Source organism: Paracidovorax konjaci (genome assembly GCF_900112675.1).
Classification (GTDB): Bacteria; Pseudomonadota; Gammaproteobacteria; order Burkholderiales; family Burkholderiaceae_C; genus Paracidovorax; species Paracidovorax konjaci.
Map to the genome: position 1 here is coordinate 330,299 of NZ_FOMQ01000004.1, position 21,115 is coordinate 351,413.

Sequence of the window (21,115 nt, forward strand, 5' to 3'; positions counted from 1 at the left end):
GCGGCGGGCAGGCGAAGCGCGCCGGCCCGGTAAAATGCCCGGCTGCGTCAACTGCGCCGCGACACCCGAGCGGGAGGCCCCATTCAGCGGCCTCGCCCAGCGGGCCGCGGCTCCCTCAGAGATCCATCTCCCGCCACAGGCCGCCAAAGTGACCCTGCACCTTACTTCGTTCGAAGGCAGCAATGCCCTCAGCCCCTTCCGCGTCCAGCAGCTCCTGCCCCGCCTGCAGGCCATCCACGACCGCATCGAAGGGGTCGCGGCCCGGTTCGTGCACCTGGTGGCCACCGATGCCGAGCCCACGCCTGCCGACCGCGAGCGCCTGGCGGCGCTGCTGACCTACGGCGACGCCTATGCAGGGCCGGATGCCGGCCCGGCGATCGTGGTCACGCCGCGCATCGGCACCGTCTCGCCCTGGGCCTCCAAGGCCACCGACATCGCCCGCAACTGCGGTCTGCACGTGCGCCGCGTGGAGCGCATCACCGAATACCGCCTGGTGCTGAAATCCGGCCTGCTGGGCGGCGTGCCCACGTTGACCGAGGCGCAGAAGCAGGCCGCGGCCGCGCTGCTGCACGACCGCATGACCGAATCGGTGCTGTGGGACCGCGCCGGCGCGGCCGACCTGTTCACCGAGCTGCCTGCCGCGCCGATGGAGTTCGTCGACGTGCTGGGCGGCGGCCGGGCCGCACTGGAGGGCGCCAATACCCGCTGGGGCCTGGCCCTGGCCGACGACGAGATCGATTACCTCGTCAACGCCTTCACGGCGCTGCGCCGCAACCCGACCGACGTCGAGCTGATGATGTTCGCGCAGGCCAACAGCGAGCACTGCCGCCACAAGATCTTCAATGCGCGGTTCACCATCGATGGCCAGGAGCAGGACAAGAGCCTGTTCGCCATGATCCGCAACACGCACCAGCTCGCGCCGCAGCACACGGTCGTCGCGTACTCGGACAACGCCTCCATCATGGAAGGCAGCGCGGTCGAGCGTTTCATCGCCCCATCGGCTCCATGCCGCGGAGAACAGAGCGTTCCCAGCTATCAAAAAAGTAGCGCAACGCACCATGTGCTCATGAAGGTGGAAACGCACAACCACCCGACGGCGATCTCGCCGTTTCCCGGTGCCTCCACCGGAGCCGGCGGGGAAATCCGCGACGAAGGCGCCACGGGCCGCGGCTCGAAGCCCAAGGCCGGCATGACGGGCTTCACCGTATCCCGGCTGTGGGGCGGCTGGAGCGACGCGCCGGGCGGCAAGCCCGAGCACATCGCCAGCCCGCTGCAGATCATGGTCGAGGGCCCGCTGGGCGGCGCGGCCTTCAACAACGAATTCGGCCGGCCCAACCTGCTGGGCTATTTCCGTGAATACGAGCAGAGCGTGGCCGGCGTGCAGCGCGGCTACCACAAGCCCATCATGATCGCGGGCGGCCTGGGCGTGATCGACGCGGGCCTGACGCAGAAGATCGAATTCCCGCCCGGCACGCTGCTCATCCAGCTGGGCGGCCCCGGCATGCGCATCGGCATGGGCGGCGGCGCCGCCAGTTCGATGGCCACGGGCGCCAACGCGGCCGAGCTGGACTTCGATTCCGTGCAGCGCGGCAATCCCGAGATCGAGCGGCGTGCGCAGGAAGTCATCAACCACTGCTGGGCGCAGGGTGCGCAGAACCCCATCCTGGCCATCCACGACGTGGGCGCGGGCGGGCTCTCCAATGCCTTCCCGGAACTGACCAACGATGCGGGCCGCGGCGCGCGCTTCGACCTGCGGGCCGTGCAACTGGAGGAATCCGGCCTGGCGCCCAAGGAGATCTGGTCCAACGAGAGCCAGGAGCGCTACGTGCTGGCCATCGCGCCCGAATCGCTGGAGGTGTTCCGCGCCTTCTGCGAGCGCGAGCGGTGCCCCTTCGCGGTGATCGGCACCGCCACGGCCGAGCGCCAGCTCGTGCTCGAAGACACGGCCATCGACGGCGGGGACCAGAAGCTCCCGGTGGACATGCCGATGGACGTGCTCCTCGGCAAGCCGCCCAAGATGCACCGCGACGTGAAGACGGTGCGCCGAGAGGCCGCGCCCATCGACCTCACCGGCGTGCCGCTGCAGAAGGCCGTGATCGACGTTCTGGCGCATCCGACGGTGGCATCCAAGCGGTTCCTCATCACCATCGGCGACCGCACGGTGGGCGGCCTCTCGCACCGCGACCAGATGGTGGGCCCCTGGCAGGTGCCCGTGGCCGACTGCGCCGTGACGCTGGCCGACTACCGCGGCTTCGCGGGCGAAGCGATGAGCATGGGCGAGCGCACGCCGCTGGCGGCCATCGACGCGCCGGCCTCCGGCCGCATGGCCGTCGCCGAGGCGATCACCAACCTGCTGGCCGCCCCCATCGAGCTGCCGCGCGTGAAGCTCTCGGCCAACTGGATGGCAGCCTGCGGCGAGCCCGGCGAGGACGCCGATCTCTACGCCACCGTGAAGGCCGTGGGCATGGAACTGTGCCCCCAACTGGGCATCAGCATTCCCGTGGGCAAGGACAGCCTGTCGATGCGCACCCAGTGGAAGGACGGCGATGGCAACGCGCAGAAGGTCACCTCGCCCGTGAGCCTGATCGTGAGCGCTTTCGCCACCCTGGCCGACGTGCGCGGCACGCTCACGCCGCAGCTCGACGCACAGGAGGAAGACACCACGCTGGTGCTCATCGACCTGGGCAAGGGCCGTTGCCGCATGGGCGGCAGCATCCTCGCGCAGGTGCTGGGCCAGGAAGGCGGCGCCGTGCCGGACCTGGAAGACGCGCAGGACCTCGTGCGCCTGGTGGACGCGGTGAACGCGCTGCGCGCCCAGGGCCGCATCCTGGCCTACCACGACCGCAGCGATGGCGGCCTGCTGGCGGCCGTGGCCGAGATGGCGTTCGCGGGGCACGTGGGCGTGGCGCTGAACGTGGACCTGCTGGTCACCGAAGGCGACGGCATCACCGACAGCCGCATGGAAACGGGCGACGCCAAGAACTGGGCACAGCAGGTGAGCGCGCGGCGCGAGGAACTCACGCTGAAGGCGCTTTTCAACGAAGAGCTGGGCGTGGTGCTGCAGGTCCGCACCGCCGAGCGCAACGATGTGATGCAGACGCTGCGCGAGCACGGTCTCTCGAAGTTCAGCCACTTCATCGGCAAGACGCGTCCCGCGGCTTCCGCCATGGAGGTGGGCAAGGGCGAACTGCAGGTGTGGCGCGACGTGAAGACCGTGTTCAGCGCATCGCTCTCCGATCTGCACCAGGTCTGGGATGCCGTCAGCTGGAAGATCTGCCAGCAGCGCGACAACCCCGCCTGCGCCGATGCCGAGCATGCGGCGGCAGGGGTTCAGGACGATCCGGGCCTGCAGGTGTCGCTGTCGTTCGACCCCACCGAAGACGTGGCCGCGCCCTTCCTGAACCTGGCCCGGCCGAAGGTCGCGATCCTGCGCGAGCAGGGCGTCAACTCGCACATCGAGATGGCCTATGCGTTCACGGAAGCGGGATTCGAGGCCTACGACGTCCACATGACCGACCTGCAGGCCGGCCGCGCACGCCTGTCCGATTTCGCGGGCGTCGTGGCCTGCGGCGGCTTCAGCTATGGCGACACGCTGGGCGCCGGCATCGGCTGGGCGCGTTCGATCACGTTCAATCCGCAACTGGCAGACCAGTTCCGCGGATTCTTCGGCCGCAAGGACACCTTCGGCCTGGGCGTCTGCAACGGCTGCCAGATGTTCGCCGAACTGGCCGACATCATCCCCGGTGCCGAGGCCTGGCCCCGCTTCACCACCAACCAGAGCGAGCGCTTCGAGGCGCGGCTTTCGCAGGTCGAAGTGCTGGAATCGCCCAGCCTGTTCTTCGCCGGCATGGCCGGCAGCCGCCTGCCGATCGCGGTGGCGCATGGCGAAGGCTATGCCAACTTCAAGGTGCGCGGAAACGCGGCGCAGGCCCTCGCAGCCATGCGCTTCGTAGACCACCAGGGCCGTGCCACCGAGCAATACCCGTTCAACCCGAACGGCAGCGCGAACGGCCTTACCGCCGTCACCACGGCAGACGGCCGGTTCACGGCCATGATGCCGCACCCCGAGCGCGTCTTCCGCAACGTGCAGATGAGCTGGACCAGCGGCGACCGGAGCGCCCTGAGCCCCTGGATGCGCATCTGGCGCAACGCGCGCAAGTGGGTGGGGTGATGTCGGAGTGATGCGTGGTGAGGTGATGATGGGGAGCCGCGGGTAGCTTGCCTGCGGCACTCGATCCAGGCCCTCACATGCGCTTATTTTGGGTATTCAGAAAATTGATTCGAGGCGCGGCGTGGATTACCGAAAATGGTGGTTTCCATTCAAGTACCTTGAAGATGTTCAATATCGATCGAAGTGGAATGGTGGTGGGCGATGCGCGCATCAAGGCGCGCCGCTCCCCTACCATCGAGCGCTCGCCGATGGAAAAAGTGAATGGTGTCGTGGTACACCAGACCGATTCGGAAGACTAAGCTTCCGTGTTTCAGAGCTATGGCCGCGCCAACGCGAACGGAGCGCATTTTCTGGTGGCCAAAGGCGGGGTGATCTACCAGACGGCCTCTGTATTCCGTACGACGCGCCATGTCGGAAAGATAAAAGCCCGCTGTCTTGCGGAGCACCGTTGTACGCCGGCCGAAATGGCCCAGTACGGAAAATTTTCGCCGGATACCACCAACAGGCTGGAAATGTCGAAATCCGTCCCGCAACGGTATCCCTCCAATTTCGACAGTATCGGAGTCGAACTGGTAGGAAGGTGCCGGCTCCCGGCACATATCAAGATGCCCGTGAACCTCACCGACATTCAAAAGAATGTATTCATGGAGAAATTCGGTGTGTACGACGCTGTGACCAGCGCACAGCAGTCATCCCTGCAATTTCTGCTGAGGGGACTGTTGGATACGCTGCGGATTCCGCTAAAGGAAGTCCACAGGCATCCAGAGGTGAGCTACAAGCAGAAAACCGAGGCGTCCACGGCGGCGTGGTGATGAAAAGCTCTGCTCGTACATTGGCGCTCGCTGCGGTGGCAGGTGTGTTGACCGCCGCGTCGGGGCAGGGGCGGGAGTCCGAAAGTCAGCAGGCATTTCGGTACGCGCCTGAAAAGATCCAGCGAATACTGATCGAACGCCCGGCTGCGCGTGCGCGATTCGACCAAGGTGTCCAGTGCCGCAGTTTGAAGCTGGATGAAAAGCGGGTGCGGTTCTTCTTGCGGCATGGCACTCCCACCACCAGCGCCGAATACCGAAGAAATGCCATCGTTGACGACTGCTCCGCGGATGCCAAGGTGTTTTTTTCAGATGGGACCACAGCAACGGTATCCATCGATAGCGGAACGGGTTGGGGTGCCCTCAGCGTTGGAAAGCGATCGTCGTTCTTGGCTTGCGATAGCTGCGTGGATATTCTGGAGCCCGGCTTCTCCTTCGACCCTCGTCGGCGTCCTTCCGACCTGCCGCCTTGATGGCTTGGGTCGGCGCGGGTAGGCATCTGCTTGTCCCGGTGCGCGTGACCTCGTCGCTTCGCATTGCGCCCTGTGCTCTCAGGCGGTGGGGTCGTCGGGAGTGACGAGCCGATTCCACCGCTGCACGAACGCGAAGGCTTCCTGCGCCGGAAGGGGACGGCTCAGGTAGTACCCCTGCACCTGGTCGCAGCCCAGTTCCATGAGTTGGTCGAAGACTTCGGCTGTTTCGACGCCCTCGGCCAGCAGGCGGTAGCCCAGGGTGTGCCCGAGCTGCACCATGCCCCGGACGACGTCGAGCGCACGGGCGTCCGAGCCGATGGGGCGGATCAGTGCCTGGTCGAGCTTGAGCACCTCGGCCGAGAGGCCATAGAGGCAGCCGAAATTGCAGTAGCCGGTGCCGAAGTCGTCCAGCGCCACGCGCACGCCCAGCGCACGTGCGGCGTTCACGGCGCGCAGCGTGGGGCCTTCGGTGAGCACCGCGTTCTCGGTGCATTCGATCTCCAGGCGCGAGGGGGCGAGGCGGTGGCGCCCGCAGGCGCTTTGCAGCATGTCGATGAAATCCGGCTGCTCCAGATTGCGGGGCGACACGTTGACTGCCACGTCGAGGGCCAGGCCTTCGTCCTCCCAGGCGCGGATCTGGGCGAGCGCGGTGTCCAGCACCCATTGCGTGAGCGCCTGGATGTAGCTGGTCTTCTCCAGCAGCGGGATGAAATCGCCCGGCGGCACCGGCCCGAGGCGGGGGTGGTCCCAGCGCAGCAGCGCTTCCACGCAGGTGTAGCGCGTGGAGGCCCGCTCGAACTGGGGCTGGTAGACCAGACGAAATTCGCCGGCCATGAGCGCGCGGGGCACGCTGGCGATCAATTCGTAGGAGCGTCGGTAGCTCGCGTCCACGGCGGCGTCGTAGCCGCAGATCGATGCTCCGGGCATCGCCTGCTGGTAGAGCGCCGCGTTGGCACGGCGCGGCGCATCGGCCGCATCGACCGGGTCGAGCGTGAAGGGCGCCAGGCCCACGCGCTGGCGCTGGTTGATGACCAGGCCGCTGTGGCTGGCGGCGATGGGCGCGAGCAGGGCGCCCAGCAGCTGCTGCGCAAAGTCCTGCACGGCCTCTTCCTCGCCGGGGCGCAGCAGCACCGCGAGCCTTGCGACTCCCGTGTGGTAGACGCGGGAGCCGTCGCCGATGCAGCGGGTGAGGCGCTGTCCGGCTTCATGGGTGAGCTGCTCGATCGGCGCCATGCCCAGGGCCCGTGCCGCATCCATCAGCCCATCGTGCGGCAGGAGCTCGACCAGCGCCAGGACGCGCCGGCCCCCGGGTTCGGCGCGGCACAGGCCCGCGATGTCCTGCAGCAGTTGTGCGCGGTTGGGCAGCAGGGTGGCTTCGTCCACGCGCGCGGCGGAGCACTGCAGGTCGATCTGGGCCAGCACCAGTGCCGCGAGGTCTTCGAGCTGGCGCTGCTGCGCGGCGCTGAAGCTGCGGGGAATGGTGTCGATCAGGCACAGGCTGCCGATGTTGTGGCCGCCGCGAAGGATGAGGGGGGCGCCTGCGTAGAACCGGATGTACGGTTCGCCCAGCACCAGCGGGTTCTGGGCGAACCGGGGATCGGCCAGCGCGTTCTCGACCACCATGACGTCGGAGGCCCGGATGGTGTGGTCGCAGAAGGCATCTTCCCGGCAGGTCTCGCGCACGGGCAGGCCCAGGTGCGATTTGAACCATTGCCTTTCGGCATCGACCAGGCTGACCAGCGCGATCGGCACACCGAAGAGCTGGCTTGCCAGCCGCGTGATGCGATCGAATTCTTCCGCGGGCGGCGTGTCCAGCAGGCCCGTGGCCCGCAGGGCCGCCAGTCTCTGCGTTTCTGCGCTGAGCGGGAGGGTCGTGGTGGAGTCAGGCGTGTGCATGGCGGAAGGGGGCTGCGGAGCCCATGCTGCGCGAATGGGCAGAGCATATGCAATTCCTTTGGGCTTCGGTGGAAAAAGGGTGTTGTGCGCCAAGGGCCCGCGCCGCCGGACGGGGGCGTCGCGCCCTCCATAATCGGCCGACTTCAACCACGGAGCCTCCCACATGGCCGGAGCCAGCCTTCTGACCTTGCTCGACGACATCGCCACCGTTCTGGACGACGTCGCCCTCATGACCAAAGTGGCCGCCAGGAAAAGCGCTGCGATGGCCGACGACGTTTCGGTGATGACCAAGGTCGCCGCGCAGAAAACGGCCGGTGTGCTGGGGGACGACCTGGCCCTCAACGCCCAGCAGGTCACGGGCGTGCGTGCCGAGCGCGAACTGCCGGTGGTATGGGCCGTGGCCAAGGGCTCCCTGGTCAACAAGGCCATCCTGGTGCCGGCGGCGCTGCTGATCAGCGCCTTCATTCCCTGGGCCGTGACGCCCCTGCTGATGGTGGGCGGCGCCTTCCTCTGCTACGAAGGCGCAGAAAAGCTGGCCCACCGGTTCCTGCACAACGCGCCCGAGCAGGAGGCCGCGCACCGCGAAGCCCATGCCATCGCGGCGGCCAACCCGGCCGTGGACATGGCGGCTTTCGAGAAGGACAAGGTCAAGGGTGCGGTGCGCACGGACTTCATCCTCTCGGCCGAGATCATCGCGATCACGCTGGGCACCGTGGCGGCTGCGCCGTTCGGACAGCAGGTGGCCGTGCTGGCGGGCATCGCGCTGATCATGACGGTGGGCGTGTACGGCCTGGTCGCGGGCATCGTCAAGCTCGACGACGCGGGACTGTGGCTGAGCCGCCGGGGCAGTGCCGCGGCACGCGCGCTGGGCCGGGGCATCGTGGCCGCGGCGCCGTGGCTCATGAAGGTGCTGTCGGTCGCGGGCACCGCGGCCATGTTCCTGGTGGGCGGCGGCATCCTCGTGCATGGCGTGCCGGCATTGCACCATGGCGTCGAGGCCCTGGCCGCATCGGCAGCGCAGGGGCCCGCCGGCGGCCTCTGGCAGGTGCTGGTGACCAACGGGCTCAATGCGGTGGCCGGCATCGCGGCGGGCGCCGCGGTGCTCGCGGTGGTCACGCTGGTGCAACGCTGGCGCAGCCGCCGCGCGCTTGCGCACTGACAGGCGCAGGCCTTGTTGATCTGCGGCAAGGTGGGTGGAGCGGTTTGTGGGCCCAATGCATGCACGGGGGCCGTCCCCGTTCAACCGCATCGAGTTCCGTATGAAAAAAAATCTGCTCGCCCTGGCTGCCCTGTGCGCTCTGACCTCGGCCCCCGCCTTCGCGCAGGCCACCGACGGCCAAGGTCCCTGGCTGGTCCGTGCACGCGCGGTGCACCTGGACAGCGCCAACAAGGACAGCACGGGCCTGGGCCTGTCGATCAACAACAAGACGCTCCCCGAGGTCGACATCTCGTATTTCTTCAACAAGAACATCGCCGCCGAGCTGGTGCTGACCGTGCCGCAGAAGCAGCGCCTCAGCTCCAGCGCGCTGGGCGGGCAGATCGGCACGCTCAAGCACCTGCCGCCGTCGCTGATGCTGCAATACCACTTCGATGCCCCCGGCTTCAAGCCGTATGTCGGCGCCGGCGTCAACTACACGCGCTTCTCCAGCGTGCGCCTGCCTGCGGGCGTGAGCATCGACAAGAACAGCTGGGGCGGGGCACTGCAGGTTGGCGTGGACATTCCGCTGACCAAGAACCTGTCGCTCAACTTCGACATCAAGAAGGTCTACATCCAGACCGATGTGGCCGTGGCCGGTGCCAAGATCGGCACGTTCAAGGTCGATCCGGTGCTGGCCGGCGTGGGCCTGGGCTGGCGTTTCTGAAGTTCCAGCCCGCGGAGCGCGCAGCGCGCGCCCCGTTGCGCTGACACCTGGTGGGGAAGGGCCGGCGCGCATGCGCCGGCCTTTTTTTGCGTTGCGCGCGGGCCCTTGGGCCATCCCCGGGGCCTCTGGCTTGCGAAGGCGGTAGCGGGCGGGCTGCGACGTGCCTTCTCAAACGGGGATCGGGCCGGGCTCCAGCGGCAGTTCCAGCGTGAAGCGCGCTCCTTTACCGGTCTCCGACGCCACGGTCAGCCGCCCACCCATGAGTTCGGCCAGTGCGCGAGAAAGTGCGAGGCCCAGGCCCGTTCCCCCGTGCTGGGTGCTGACGTCGGCACTGCCCTGGCGGAATTTTTCGAAGATCACGTCCTGCAGGCCCTGGGGAACGCCGGGCCCCGTGTCGATGACGTGGAAGCGCGCCACGCGGCCTCTCGCGACGTCCACTTCCAGCCGCACGCCGCCCTCGGCGGTGAACTTGAGCGCGTTGCTCAGCAGGTTGTTGAGGATCTGCTTGAGGCGCAGGCCATCGCAATGGAGCGTGTACGGGACCTCGGGCGCGATGTGCATTTCCAGCGTGAGGCCTTTCTGCGCGGCCGAGATGGCGAACAGGTCCACGGTGGTGCGCACCAGTTCCCGCACATCGTGCTCGCCGGGCACGATCGGCATGGCGCCGGCCTGCACCTTCGCCAGGTCCAGGATTTCCGAAAGCAGGGTGTTGAGGTGTTCGGCCGCCTTGCGGATGAGCCCGGCCGCCTCGCGGTAGGTGGGCTGCTCCAGGCGCTGCTCCATGAGTTCGGAGAAGCCGTGGATGCTGGTGAGGGGCGTGCGCAGCTCGTGGGAGATGGCCGTGAGGAACTCGCTCTTGGCCCGGTTGGCGGAGCGGGCCTGGGCTTCGCTGGCCGCCAGCTCGACGTTCTTGCGCTCCAGTTGGCGCACGCCGTTCAGGAAGCCCGCGCCGATGGCCACCAGCGCGGCAGAGAAAAGGCCCGCGAAGACCACCGCCAGGTTGCGCATGCTCTTCCATTCCGCCAGGGCCGCATCGGTGGTCGTCGCCACCACCACGCTCAGCGGGTAACCCTTGACGCGGTAGAAGGCGGTGATGCGCTCGACGCCGTCGATGCGGCTCGCGCGCTGGTAGGTGCCCTGCACCTGGGTGGCGCTGTGCAGGGGGTGGTCCGGCGGAAACTCCACGATCTGCCCCATGCCCTCGGGCTGGCCGCCCACCACGCGGGCGCGCACGCTGAAATCGTCGCCGATCAGCAGCACCGCGCCCTGGTTGCCGATGTCCACGTCGGCATAGACCTTTTCGAAGTAATCGGGGTTGAGCGACGCCACCACCACGCCCTGCAGCGCGCCCCTGCCGTCCTGGATCGGACGGCTGAGCTGCACCGTCCACCGGCCGGAGACGCGGCCCATGACGGGCTTGCCGACGAACAGGCCCGAGCCCGACATCTGGGCCTGGACATGCGGCATCTTCTGCGGCTCCAGGTGCACGCGGATGTGTTCGCGCTCGCTGAGGTCGATGTTGCGCGTGCGCTCACCCGTGGGGTCGAGGTTGCTGCCCACGAAGCGCCCGTCGGAGCCCACCACGGACAGCTGCGTGAGGATGTCCGGCGCCAGCCCGGTCTCGTTGGCGAACAGTGCGTAGTCCTGTGCGGTGAATTCGCCGCTGTTGACCTCGGTCACCACGCGCAGCGTGGCCTGGTCCAGCGCGGCCAGCACGCGCAGCGTCTGTTCCTGCAGCACGCGGGCCAGGTTGCTGTTCTGGCGCAGTTGCGCCTCCATCGCGTCTTTCCACTTGGTGTGCAGGGCCACGGCCACCAGCACCCAGGTGACGGTGAATGCCAGCAGCAGGAAGCCGATGACCATCGCCCGCAGGCGCCTTCCGTGCGCACCGGACGGCGGCGGCGGTGCGGTGTGCGGTGCGGCGGCGGTGGTGCTATGCGGAGCAGGGGCGGCCATGGGTGGAGCTTGCCATGTTCTGGCGCCGCCGGGGGCTGCGCCGTTGCTGTGCCGGGGACCGTGCCATGGCTGTGGGCGGGTTCAAGGCGCTGCCGCGGCGGCGCCGAACGGGCCGTCGCCGCCGCCGTGGCCCTGGATGCGGCGCCACAGCGCGGGCAGGGCGGTGGCGGGGTCGGGGCGCTGCCAGGTCTGCGTGACCGGGGCCTGCCCCGATTGCAGCTGCGCCGGGGTGCCCAGGTCGAAGTGGAAGGTATAGAAGGGCTCCTGGCCCATGCGCAGGTCCGTGAGCTGCACGTGCCCGGATTGCTCGCGCATGCGGTAGAAGCCGTGGCTGAAGCCGGCCACGCGCTGCACCGGCACCTGCGCGCCGAAGCGCTCGATGAGGGCCTGGCCGCGGTCGTGCAGCGTGAATCGGATGGGCGTGTCCCCATCGGCCAGCGCATAGAAGCCCTCCGCGTAGCGGTCGCCCGACACGGCCAGCACGCGCCAGGCCAGGGTGTTGAAGGGCGTGGGGGTGACCAGCACGCGATCGACCGGCCAGCCGAGGGCCTGCAGCGACGCATCGGCGATCTTCGCGACGTGCTGCTGGGCGGCGACGCTCCAGGCGAGGTAGGCGGTGCTCAGCACCAGCCCCACGGTGTTCCAGCGCAGGCCGCGCTCGCCGGAGACCGCGATGGCCGCCACCACGCCCACGATGAGCGGCACGGTGTAGAGCGGATCGATGATGAAGATGCTGCCCACCCCGTACGGGTGGTCGGTGAAGGGGCGCAGCAACTGCGTACCGTACACCGTCATCCAGTCCAGCAGCGGGTGCGTGACCAATGCGAGCCAGAGTGCCAGGGCCCAGCGCTTCCACTGGCCCGGCTCGCCGTGCAGCCGGGCCACGGCCCAGGCCAGCGGCACCGCGAGCAGCGAAAGGTAGAGCAGGGCATGGCTTTCCGCCCGGTGCAGGACCATGTTGGCGATCGGGTCGCCGTGGTCGATGAGGGCGTCCAGGTCGGGCAGCGTGCCGGCGATCCCGCCCCAGAGAGCGGCTTTCCAGGGCGAGGTGCGGCGCCCCATGGCAGCGAGGGAGACGGCGGAGCCGAGGGCGATCTGGGTCAGGGAATCCATGGCGCGATCAGAACATGGGGAGCGGGCAGGCCGGATGGCAGCGGCGATGCGGGCGCCCGGGGCGGCCGCATTCTAGCCGCCTGCACAGCAGGATTCCGAAGGGCGGTATGGATGGGTTGCATCCGCGCCGCGGCGAACGGGGGCGCAAGGCCGGGTCGGGGACGATGCGGGCGCGTCCTACATGCCCGGGGCGGTGTCTCTGCAATGCTGGACTTCGTGGGTGCCGCTGTCGCGTGCCGCTATCGCCCGGGAGCGTCGCGCGGGCACCCGCCCGGCCTGATCCGGCTGCCGCCTGCACCCCGGCGCGGCCGCAGGCCGGCAGGGCTCCCGCAAGCCCCGGCCTTCCCGGCGCCCCCTCACGAGAAAAGAAGTTTCCGATGACCGCACTCGCCCTCCAGCACCCCGTCTCGGCCCATTCCGACATCGTCCAGGGGCTCCTGCAGCGCCCGGCCAGCCTCTCTCCCAAATACTTCTACGACGAGCACGGCTCGGAGCTGTTCGAGGCGATCACGCGCCTGCCCGAGTACTACCCCACGCGCACCGAATACGAAGTGATGCAGCGGCACGGCCAGGACATCGCCGAGTCGGTGGGCCAGGGCGGAACGGTCATCGAACTGGGGGCGGGCAGTTGCGAGAAGGCCCGCTCGCTGTGCGCGCTGCTGCGCCCGGAGCGCTTCGTGGGCGTGGACATCTCCGCCGATTTCCTGCGCGGCGCCGTCGCGCGGCTGCAGGGCGCGCTGCCGTGGCTGCGCGTGGATGCCGTGGCCGGCGACCTGACCCTCCCGGTGGCACTGCCCGAGGACATCCCGCGCGCGCGGCGGCTGGTGTTCTACCCGGGCTCGTCGATCGGCAACTTCGATCCGCCGCAGGCGCTGGCTCTGCTGGCCCGCATGCGCGCCCTGGTGGATGCGGATGGCGGCGTGCTGATCGGCTTCGACCTGCCCAAGGACCTCGCGGTGCTCGAAGCCGCCTATGACGACGCGGCGGGCGTCACCGCGGCCTTCAACCGCAACGCGCTCGCCCACGTGAACCGGCTCATCAGCAGCGATTTCGTGCCCGAGGCATGGGAGCACCGCGCGTTCTTCGACCGCCGGCATTCGCGCATCGAGATGCACCTCGAAACGACCCGTGGCACGCGCGTGCGCTGGCCCGGCGGCAGCCGGGTCTTCGCGCCCGGCGAACGCATCCATACCGAGAACAGCTACAAGTACACGCTGCCCGCCTTCCAGGCGATGCTGGCGCGCGCGGGCTTCTCGCATGCCCGCGCCTGGACCGACGAGCGCGGCTGGTTCGCCGTGGTGCACGCCCGGCCCTGAGACCGGCGTGCGCACCGGCACGGCGGACAGCGGCGCCTTTGCAGCCCGCGAACGGCCCACCGGAAACCAGGACCCGGGCCCCTGCGGAAAAAACGAAAAAACACCCCAGAGCCCGCGATGCACGCGGGCCAGGAGACCCCTGACATGACCCCTTCCCTGTCCCTCCTGCCCGCGCGGCCTGCGCGCCGTGCCGAGGCGCCGGCCGCGCTGCGCGCGCGCTACGCCGGTGTGCGCGGCGCGTCGCTCGCACTCGCGGTGCCGCTGTCCGACGAAGACTGCTGCGCGCAATCCATGCCCGACGCCAGCCCCGTGAAATGGCACCTCGCGCACACCACGTGGTTCTTCGAGACCTTCGTGCTGGAGCCGAACGAACCCGGTTTCGCCCCCTTCCACCCGGCGTTCCGCGTGCTGTTCAACTCCTACTACAACGGCGTGGGCGCCAAGCACCCGCGGCCCCAGCGTGGGCTGCTCACGCGGCCGGGCCTGGCGCAGGTGCTGGACTACCGGCGCGACGTGGATGCGCGCATGGACCGCCTGCTCGCAACGAGGGAGGCCGCACCCGATGCCGCGCTGGAGGCGCTCATCGAACTCGGCCTGCAGCACGAGCAGCAGCACCAGGAACTGATCCTCACGGACGTGAAACACCTGCTTTCGTGCAGCCCGCTCTGGCCGGCCTACCGTCTGCAGAGCGCGGGCGGGGCGGCCGCTGCGCCGCCTGCGCCGCGCGGTGCCGACGAGGCTGCACCGCTGCGCTGGCGCCGGTTCGGCGGCGGGGTGGCGGAGATCGGGCACGACGCGCTCGCGCCCGGCGCGGGCTTCGCGTTCGACAACGAATCCCCGCGCCACCGCGTGTACCTGCAGCCCTATGCGCTGGCCTCGCGGCCGGTGAGCACCGGCGAATATCTTGCCTTCGTCGAAGCCGGCGGCTACCGCGATCCGGCGCTCTGGCTGGCCGAAGGCTGGGACTGGCGGCAGGCCCAGGGCCTGGAGCATCCGCTGTACTGGCGCCCCGGCACTGCGGGCGGCACGGCGGACGAGGGTGACTGGCACGAGTTCACCCTGGCCGGCCCGCGCCCGCTGCAGCCGGCGGCGCCCGTGGTGCACCTGTCCTACTACGAAGCCGATGCCTACGCCCGCTGGGCCGGCGCCCGCCTGCCGACCGAGGCCGAATGGGAGGCCGCCGCAGCCCAGTGCACCGATGCGGCAGGCGCTGCGGGCGTGGAAGGCCACTTCGCCGACAGCGGCGTGCTGCACCCGCGCGCCGCGCCCGCCGGCCGCCGGCAGGGCGCCGACGGGCAGCCCGCGCTGGAGCAGCTCTTCGGCGACGTCTGGGAATGGACGCAGTCCAGCTACGCGGCCTATCCGGGCTTTCGCGTGGCCGAAGGCGCGGTGGGCGAATACAACGGCAAGTTCATGGTCAACCAGTACGTGCTGCGCGGCGGTTCGTGCGCCACGCCGCCGGGGCATGCGCGCGCCACCTACCGCAACTTCTTTCCCGCCACGGCGCGCTGGCAGTTCGCGGGCCTGCGGCTCGCGCGCGACGTGTGAAGGGTGACCGGCGCCTGGCATGGATTGCTATTAAAAATATAGCAAACTATTGAATGGATACGGCGGCATGGAGGCCTTTTGATTCAATGCGGGCTTTTCATGCCGGCGCGCGGCCGTCACACCGCTTCCAGTGCCCGGGAGAGATCGGCCGTGAGGTCGTCGATGTGCTCGATGCCCACCGACAGGCGCACCATGCCCTCGCTCACCCCCGCCTGTTCCAGCTCCTGCGGGCCGAGCTGCCGGTGCGTGGTCGATGCCGGGTGCGTGGCCAGCGAACGTGCATCGCCGATGTTCACCAGCCGCGTGAAGAGCTGCAGCGCATCGAGGAAGCGCGCGCCCGCCGCGCGCGGATCCTCGCCCGCGCCGGAGCGCAGCGTGAACGAAAGGATGCCCGAGGCCCGTCCGCCCAGTTGCCGCTGCACGAGCGCGTGGTCCGGGTGGTCGGGCAGGGCGGCATAGCGCACGTCCGCCACCTTGGGATGCTGCTGCAGGTAGTGGGCGATGGCGAGCGCGTTCTCGCAGATGCGGTCCATGCGCAGGGCCAGCGTCTCGATGCCCTGCAGGATCAGGAAGGCGTTGTGCGGCGAGAGCGTGGCGCCCGTGTTGCGCAACGGCACGACGCGCGCGCGGCCGATGAAGGCCGCCTCGCCCAGCGCCTCGGTGTAGACCACGCCGTGGTAGCTGGGGTCGGGCTCGTTCAGGCGGGCGAAACGCTCCTTGTGCTGTGCCCACGGGAACTTGCCGCTGTCCACGATCGCGCCGCCCACGCTGTTGCCATGGCCGCCCAGGTACTTGGTGAGCGAGTGCACGACGATGTCGGCGCCGTGCTCGATGGGGCGCAGCAGGTAGGGGCTGGGCACGGTGTTGTCCACGATCAGCGGCACGCCGTGGTCGTGCGCCACCTTCGCCAGCGCGGCGATGTCGGTCACGTTGCCCAGCGGGTTGCCGATGGATTCGACGAACACGGCCCGGGTGCGCCCGTCGATGTGCTGCGCGAAGCTGGCGGGGTCGCGCGGGTCTGCGAAGCGCGTGGTGATGCCCTGGCGCGGCAGCGTGTGCGCGAAGAGGTTGTAGGTGCCGCCATAGAGCGTGCCGGCCGAGACGATGTTGTCGCCGGCTTCCGCGATGGTCTGGATCGCATAGGTGATGGCCGCCATGCCCGAGGCCAGGGCCAGCGCGGCAATGCCGCCTTCGAGCGCCGCGACGCGCTTCTCGAGCACGTCGTTGGTCGGATTCATGATGCGCGTGTAGATGTTGCCCGGCACCTTCAGGTCGAACAGGTCCGCGCCGTGCTGGGCGCTGTCGAAGGCATAGGCCACCGTCTGGTAGATGGGCACCGCCACGGCGCGCGTGGTGGGGTCGGGCGTCTGGCCCGCGTGGACGGCAAGGGTTTCGATCTTCATGGGCGGGGTGTCTCCGGAAGAAGTTTCTCCGGCGTGCCGCAGGGCGCGGCTGCCGGGCAGGTGCGGGCCATTGTGTCGGCGCACGGCAGCGCGCGGAACGAACCGATGGCTATGTGCTTATGCGCGCACGGCCCAGTGCGCGGCCGGCCCCGGGGTCCGCCCGGCACTTTCGCCGCAGCGCCGGGAACGCCGTTTGCCTTTTTGGGAGGCGCATGGCGCCGGTGGCCCATCGCCGTTTTTTTGTTGCTCCGATCCTCCGCATGACCTTCCTTCCTCGCACTCCGATGCTTCGCCAGCAGGGGCCCGCCGGCCCCGCAGTCCTCATCCTTCTTCCGCACGGCGCTGCGCCGGTCCGGGAGGCCCGCGCATGAGCGGAACGCCCTGGACCCCCGAAGACACCCTGCGCCACCAGACCATCGCCGAGCTGCAGGGCTCTCCCGCCGAGGAGCTGCTGGTCTGCACGGTGCGGAGCCACAACGCCGCCGCCGACCGCATGGACAGCGCGCTCTGGTGCGTGCCGCTGGACGGCAGCGGACCGCCCTGGCCGCTGACGGGCGGCACCACCACTGACAGCAGCCCGCGCTGGTCGCCCGATGGAATGCGCATCGCCTTCGTCTCGGCACGCGCCGGCCGCAGCCAGGCCTTCGTGATCCCGCGCCATGGCGGGGAGGCCCGGCAGGTGGGGGCGCTGGACGGCGAAGTCCTCTCGGCGGACTGGTCGCCCGACGGCACCCGCCTCGCGGTGCTGTGCACGGTGGCGGTCGATCCCGACCTGCGCGGGCGCCGGCCGCGGGCCGATGCGCCGCCGCCGCGCACGGGCGGGCCGCGCGTCGTCTGGCGGCTGCCGTACAAATCGGACGGCCTCGGCTACGTGCTGGGGCAGGAGACGCACCTCTTCGTGCTGCACGTGGAGGGCGGCCGCTGCCTGCGCCTCACCGAGGGTGCGTTCAACGTGCGGGCCGCCGCCTGGTCGCCCGACGGGAAGCAACTGGCGTTCGTGCGCACCCGGGACAGCGACACCGACGGCCACCGCACCGATCTGTGGACGCTGCCGGCCGCGGGCGGCCCTGCCCGCCAGCTCACGCACGATCTGGCGCAGGTGCTCTCGCCCGTCTGGTCGCCGGACGGACGCACGCTGGTGCTTTCGGGCTCCTCGCGCGATGGCGATGCGCAGGTGCGCCTCTGGCGGTGCGACGCCGAGACGGCGCGCGTCGATCCCCTGGGCGACGATGCGATCGAGATCGGCACCGAAACCGCCAGCGTGCGCTTCGCGGAGGGCGATCCGGGGCGCGTGCTGGCGGTGGTCCAGCGGCGGGGCGCGCACGCCGTGGTGTCGATCGCGCTGGCGGGCGGCGAGGTGCGCACGCTCGTGCAGGGCGACCGGCAGATGAAATCCCTGGCCCACACGCGGGAGCGGCTCGCCTTCCTGGCCTATACACCGGTCGAGCCGATGGAAATCCACGCGTGCACGCACGGGGGCGGGGCCGAACGGAAGGTGACCGCATTCAACGCCGCGTGGTGGGAACCGCATGCCTGCGCCACGCTGGAGCGGCGGCGCTTCACGGTGCCCGATGGCGAGGGCGGAACGCACGGCATCGACGGCTGGCTGCTGCGCCCCCCGGGCGCGCGCGGGGCCACGCCGCTGCTCGTCGATCTGCACGGCGGCCCGGCCGCCTGCGCGCTGTTCGACTACCCGGCCACCGCGTACTGGTCGGTGCTTTGGTCGCGCGGCTGGTCGGTGCTGGCCCTCAACCCGTCGGGATCGTCGGGCTACGGCCCTGCGTTCGCCGAGCGCCTGCGCGGGCACTGGGGCGAGCGCGACCTGCCGGAAGTGCTGGCGGCCGTGGAGGCGCTGCGCGGCGAAGGGCTGGCCGATGAAAGAATTGCCGTCTGCGGAAAATCTTACGGAGGCTTCCTGAGCGCGTGGGCCCTCGGCCACACGGACTGCTTCCGCACGGCGGTGGTGATGGCGCCGGTGGCCGACGCGCGCAGCCACTACGGCATGTCCGACAGCGGCTACTACGCCGACCCGTTCGATTTCGGCGGCACGCCCTGGAGCGCGCCGCAGGCCTATCTGCGTGCCTCTACGCTGCCGGGTGCGGCCCGGTCGCGCACGCCCACGCTCATCCTGCAGGGGGAAGAAGACCAGCGCTGCCCCGTCGGGCAAAGTGAGGCGCTGTTCTGCGCGCTCAAGCGCGGCGCCAACCCGCCGTGCGAGCTGGTGATCTACCCGGGCGAAGGGCACACGTTCACGGCGTCGGGCGCGCCATCGGTGCGCCGCGACGCCGTGCAGCGCATCGTGGAGTGGGTGGAGCGTTGGGTGGACGAGCCGCTGCCGCCCCCGCCGGAAGGCTGACCCGGTGCCGCAGGGCGGCCGGTGCCCGGCCTCGCCGCTTCAGTGCGGCGCGCCGGGCACCGGCCGCGTGCGGTAGAACTGCATCGGCACCGCCTGCGCCTCGCGCGCGTGCTGGTTCTGCACCGATTTCTTCACCTTGCCGACCACGTGCATCTCGCACGGCTTGCAGTCGAAGCGCAGCGTGAGCTTTTCCTTGCCATTGATGAGGTGCAGCGGTTCGGCCTTGATGGTGCCCTTGACGCCGATGACGCCCTTGGCCTGTTTGGGGCACAGGCTCATGGAAAAGCGCACGCAGTGCTTGGTGATCATCAGGCTCACCTCGCCTTCCTCTTCCTGGCTTTCGTAGGCGGCATCGATCACCTTCACGCCGTGCTTCATGTAGAAGTCGTGCGCCTTCTGGTTGAACACGTTGGCCAGGTAGGTGAGGGTGTCTTCGGGGAAGGCCACGGGCGGCTCCACCGGCCGGGCGCGGGGCAGGCGCTGCAGGCCCGCGGCGCGTGCGGCCTCCAGCTCGGCCACGGCATCGCGGCGCAGCGGGTTGAGCACCGAGGCCGGCACGAACCAGGGCCCGCGCAGGGCGACCGCGATGTCGTGCGCCTGGAACAGCGTGGCCCCGAAGCGGCCGAGCTGCTCGCGCAGGCCGGCCTGCGCCTTCGCGGCATCGGTGGCCGCCTCGTGGGGATGGTCCACGGCGGCGGTGCCGACGAAGCCGTCCTCGTCGGTCAGCGTGAGCGCGAAACCGGTGTCGGTGTCCGTGAAGTGCGCCCAGAGACCGATGCGCCGCTCGCTCGATTTCTTCTCCAGCGTGCGCACCCAGTCCATGTCGCGGTTGCGGTTGATCTCGGTGCCGCGGCGCAGGTCCTTGAAGCCTTCCATCGGGTCTTTCGGGAACACGCGCCACTGGTGGCGGGCCTTGCCGGGCGCGGGCTCGGCGCGGTTGATGGCCACGCCCACGAGTTCCTTCTGCAGGTCGTAGTAGCAGAGCCCGTCGCCGTTGTGCAGCACGGCATCGGGCGCGTGCGTCTCCAGCTCGACCCAGTTCGGGCCGACCTGCGTGATCCAGCCGATCGGCTGGCCGGGGTTCTTGGGCGTATCGAAGGCGCCGATGTCTTCCTTGCGGCCGTTCACGAAATAGTCGGTGAACTCGCGGTTGAAGTTCTGCAGCGGATCGGGCGTGAATGTGAAGGTGGTGTGCCCGCTCGATGACCGCGCGAGCGGCGCGCCGGAGGTCTCGCGTTCCTCGATGATCTCGTCGAGCAGCCGGCGGTAATGGGCCGTGACGTTCTTCACGTACGCCATGTCCTTGTAGCGGCCCTCGATCTTGAAGCTGCGCACGCCCGCGTCGATGAGCGCGCGCAGGTTGTCCGACTGGTTGTTGTCCTTCATCGAGAGCACGTGCTTGTCGTGCGCGATGAAGCGGCCCGCATCGTCGGTCACCTGGTAGGGCAGGCGGCAGGCCTGGCTGCATTCGCCGCGGTTGGCGCTGCGGCCCGTGTGCGCATGGCTGATGTAGCACTGCCCGCTGTAGGCCACGCACAGCGCGCCGTGGATGAAGAATTCGATGGTGCAGCGCTCGGCGTCGGTGGCCGCGCGCACGGCGGCGATCTCCTGCACGGTGAGTTCGCGCGCCAGCACGATCTGCGAGAGGCCGGCGTCCTGCAGGAAGCGGGCCTTCTCGGGCGTGCGGATGTCGGTCTGGGTGCTCGCGTGGAGCTGGATGGGCGGCAGGTCGATCTCCAGCAGGCCCATGTCCTGGATGATGAGCGCGTCGGCCCCGGCCTCGTACACCTGCCAGGCCATGCGGCGCGCGCCTTCCAGCTCGTCGTCGCGCAGGATGGTGTTGAGCGTGACGAAGATCCGGCCATGGAAGCGGTGCGCATGGCGGATGAGCCGCTCCAGATCGCGCATCTCGTTGCCCGCGCCGGCCCGTGCGCCGAACGCCGGGCCCCCGATGTAGACGGCATCCGCGCCATGGTTGATGGCTTCGATGCCGATGTCGGCGTCGCGCGCGGGGGAGAGCAGTTCGAGCTGGTGGGGCAGGAGAGACATGGGGCGGGATTATCCCCGCAGGGGCCGCAGGCGGCACCTGCCCGGCTCTCCACGGGACGGGCCGTGGCCGCCGCGCGCGTCCGAGATGCCCCCACAGTGGCCCCACAGCGGCCCCGCAATGCCCCAGGATGGAGCGTTTCATCGCATTCATGCACCGTGCTGG

Annotated in this window: 14 protein-coding genes; 9 read left to right on the top strand and 5 right to left on the bottom strand. The window is 69.4% G+C overall.

The window, feature by feature from the left end; genetic code table 11:
- Window positions 1–148 precede the first annotated feature (148 nt).
- The 4 genes from purL to BM144_RS22690 all read left to right on the top strand — a co-directional run bounded on the left by purL (window position 149) and on the right by BM144_RS22690 (window position 5,453).
- Window positions 149–4,171 carry a phosphoribosylformylglycinamidine synthase gene (purL, locus tag BM144_RS08025; protein WP_092950912.1) on the top strand — a complete coding sequence of 1,341 codons (4,023 nt, stop codon included), beginning with the start codon at window positions 149–151 and terminating at the stop codon, window positions 4,169–4,171.
- Window positions 4,172–4,248: 77 nt separating this feature from the next.
- Window positions 4,249–4,470 (top strand): hypothetical protein, encoded by a 222-nt coding sequence (locus tag BM144_RS23400; RefSeq protein ID WP_245783580.1) that lies wholly within the window; start codon window positions 4,249–4,251, stop codon window positions 4,468–4,470.
- 6 nt (window positions 4,471–4,476) lie between these two features.
- A complete protein-coding gene (locus tag BM144_RS08030; RefSeq protein ID WP_245783581.1) occupies window positions 4,477–4,983 on the top strand; it encodes an N-acetylmuramoyl-L-alanine amidase in 507 nt (168 codons plus the stop codon).
- A complete protein-coding gene (locus tag BM144_RS22690; protein ID WP_139225672.1) occupies window positions 4,983–5,453 on the top strand; it encodes a hypothetical protein in 471 nt (156 codons plus the stop codon). Before BM144_RS08030 ends, BM144_RS22690 begins: the two co-directional genes overlap by 1 nt.
- A gap of 78 nt (window positions 5,454–5,531) precedes the next feature.
- On the opposite strand, the gene BM144_RS08035 is transcribed toward BM144_RS22690, so the two are convergent.
- Window positions 5,532–7,349 (bottom strand): putative bifunctional diguanylate cyclase/phosphodiesterase, encoded by a 1,818-nt coding sequence (locus BM144_RS08035; RefSeq protein WP_092950914.1) that lies wholly within the window; start codon window positions 7,347–7,349, stop codon window positions 5,532–5,534.
- Between the two features lie 163 nt (window positions 7,350–7,512).
- Here BM144_RS08035 and BM144_RS08040 point away from each other — a divergent pair, with 163 nt between their 5' ends.
- Window positions 7,513–8,508 (top strand): DUF808 domain-containing protein, encoded by a 996-nt coding sequence (locus BM144_RS08040; RefSeq protein WP_092950916.1) that lies wholly within the window; start codon window positions 7,513–7,515, stop codon window positions 8,506–8,508.
- 100 nt (window positions 8,509–8,608) lie between these two features.
- Complete coding sequence (locus BM144_RS08045) at window positions 8,609–9,211, top strand: OmpW/AlkL family protein (RefSeq protein ID WP_092950918.1); 603 nt, start codon at window positions 8,609–8,611, stop codon at window positions 9,209–9,211.
- Window positions 9,212–9,379: 168 nt separating this feature from the next.
- On the opposite strand, the gene BM144_RS08050 is transcribed toward BM144_RS08045, so the two are convergent.
- Both BM144_RS08050 and BM144_RS08055 read right to left on the bottom strand, forming a co-directional pair.
- Window positions 9,380–11,167: an ATP-binding protein gene (locus BM144_RS08050; RefSeq protein WP_092950920.1), complete on the bottom strand. Its 1,788-nt coding sequence runs from the start codon at window positions 11,165–11,167 to the stop codon at window positions 9,380–9,382.
- An 81-nt stretch (window positions 11,168–11,248) separates the two neighbouring features.
- Window positions 11,249–12,280, bottom strand: a complete 1,032-nt coding sequence (locus tag BM144_RS08055) for a metal-dependent hydrolase (RefSeq protein ID WP_092950922.1) — start codon at window positions 12,278–12,280, stop codon at window positions 11,249–11,251.
- A 377-nt stretch (window positions 12,281–12,657) separates the two neighbouring features.
- On the opposite strand from BM144_RS08055, the gene egtD reads away from it, so the two are divergent.
- The gene (gene egtD, locus BM144_RS08060; protein ID WP_092950924.1) at window positions 12,658–13,596 is read left to right on the top strand and encodes an L-histidine N(alpha)-methyltransferase; all 939 of its coding nucleotides are present in this window, start codon (window positions 12,658–12,660) and stop codon (window positions 13,594–13,596) included.
- Window positions 13,597–13,740: 144 nt separating this feature from the next.
- On the top strand, window positions 13,741–15,144 hold the full coding sequence (gene egtB, locus BM144_RS08065; RefSeq protein ID WP_092951135.1) for an ergothioneine biosynthesis protein EgtB: 1,404 nt from the start codon (window positions 13,741–13,743) through the stop codon (window positions 15,142–15,144).
- Between the two features lie 116 nt (window positions 15,145–15,260).
- Here egtB and BM144_RS08070 read toward each other — a convergent pair whose 3' ends face one another.
- Window positions 15,261–16,547 carry an O-acetylhomoserine aminocarboxypropyltransferase/cysteine synthase family protein gene (locus BM144_RS08070; protein WP_092950926.1) on the bottom strand — a complete coding sequence of 429 codons (1,287 nt, stop codon included), beginning with the start codon at window positions 16,545–16,547 and terminating at the stop codon, window positions 15,261–15,263.
- A gap of 367 nt (window positions 16,548–16,914) precedes the next feature.
- Between BM144_RS08070 and BM144_RS22695 the strand changes: the two genes are divergently transcribed.
- Window positions 16,915–18,903, top strand: coding sequence for a S9 family peptidase (locus BM144_RS22695; RefSeq protein ID WP_175525977.1), 1,989 nt, complete (start codon window positions 16,915–16,917; stop codon window positions 18,901–18,903).
- A 39-nt stretch (window positions 18,904–18,942) separates the two neighbouring features.
- Here BM144_RS22695 and BM144_RS08085 read toward each other — a convergent pair whose 3' ends face one another.
- Complete coding sequence (locus BM144_RS08085) at window positions 18,943–20,952, bottom strand: peptidase U32 family protein (protein ID WP_092950928.1); 2,010 nt, start codon at window positions 20,950–20,952, stop codon at window positions 18,943–18,945.
- Between the last annotated feature and the right edge of the window lie 163 nt (window positions 20,953–21,115).

Coding starts and splice junctions, on each gene's coding strand:
- BM144_RS08055 (WP_092950922.1), bottom strand. CDS start 12,280: ATGGATTCCCTGACCCAGATCGCCCTCGGCTCCGCCGTCTCCCTCGCT.
- BM144_RS08050 (WP_092950920.1), bottom strand. CDS start 11,167: ATGGCCGCCCCTGCTCCGCATAGCACCACCGCCGCCGCACCGCACACC.
- egtD (WP_092950924.1), top strand. CDS start 12,658: ATGACCGCACTCGCCCTCCAGCACCCCGTCTCGGCCCATTCCGACATC.
- BM144_RS22695 (WP_175525977.1), top strand. CDS start 16,915: ATGAGCGGAACGCCCTGGACCCCCGAAGACACCCTGCGCCACCAGACC.
- BM144_RS08040 (WP_092950916.1), top strand. CDS start 7,513: ATGGCCGGAGCCAGCCTTCTGACCTTGCTCGACGACATCGCCACCGTT.
- BM144_RS22690 (WP_139225672.1), top strand. CDS start 4,983: ATGAAAAGCTCTGCTCGTACATTGGCGCTCGCTGCGGTGGCAGGTGTG.
- BM144_RS08045 (WP_092950918.1), top strand. CDS start 8,609: ATGAAAAAAAATCTGCTCGCCCTGGCTGCCCTGTGCGCTCTGACCTCG.
- BM144_RS08070 (WP_092950926.1), bottom strand. CDS start 16,547: ATGAAGATCGAAACCCTTGCCGTCCACGCGGGCCAGACGCCCGACCCC.
- BM144_RS23400 (WP_245783580.1), top strand. CDS start 4,249: ATGCGCTTATTTTGGGTATTCAGAAAATTGATTCGAGGCGCGGCGTGG.
- BM144_RS08035 (WP_092950914.1), bottom strand. CDS start 7,349: ATGCACACGCCTGACTCCACCACGACCCTCCCGCTCAGCGCAGAAACG.
- BM144_RS08085 (WP_092950928.1), bottom strand. CDS start 20,952: ATGTCTCTCCTGCCCCACCAGCTCGAACTGCTCTCCCCCGCGCGCGAC.
- egtB (WP_092951135.1), top strand. CDS start 13,741: ATGACCCCTTCCCTGTCCCTCCTGCCCGCGCGGCCTGCGCGCCGTGCC.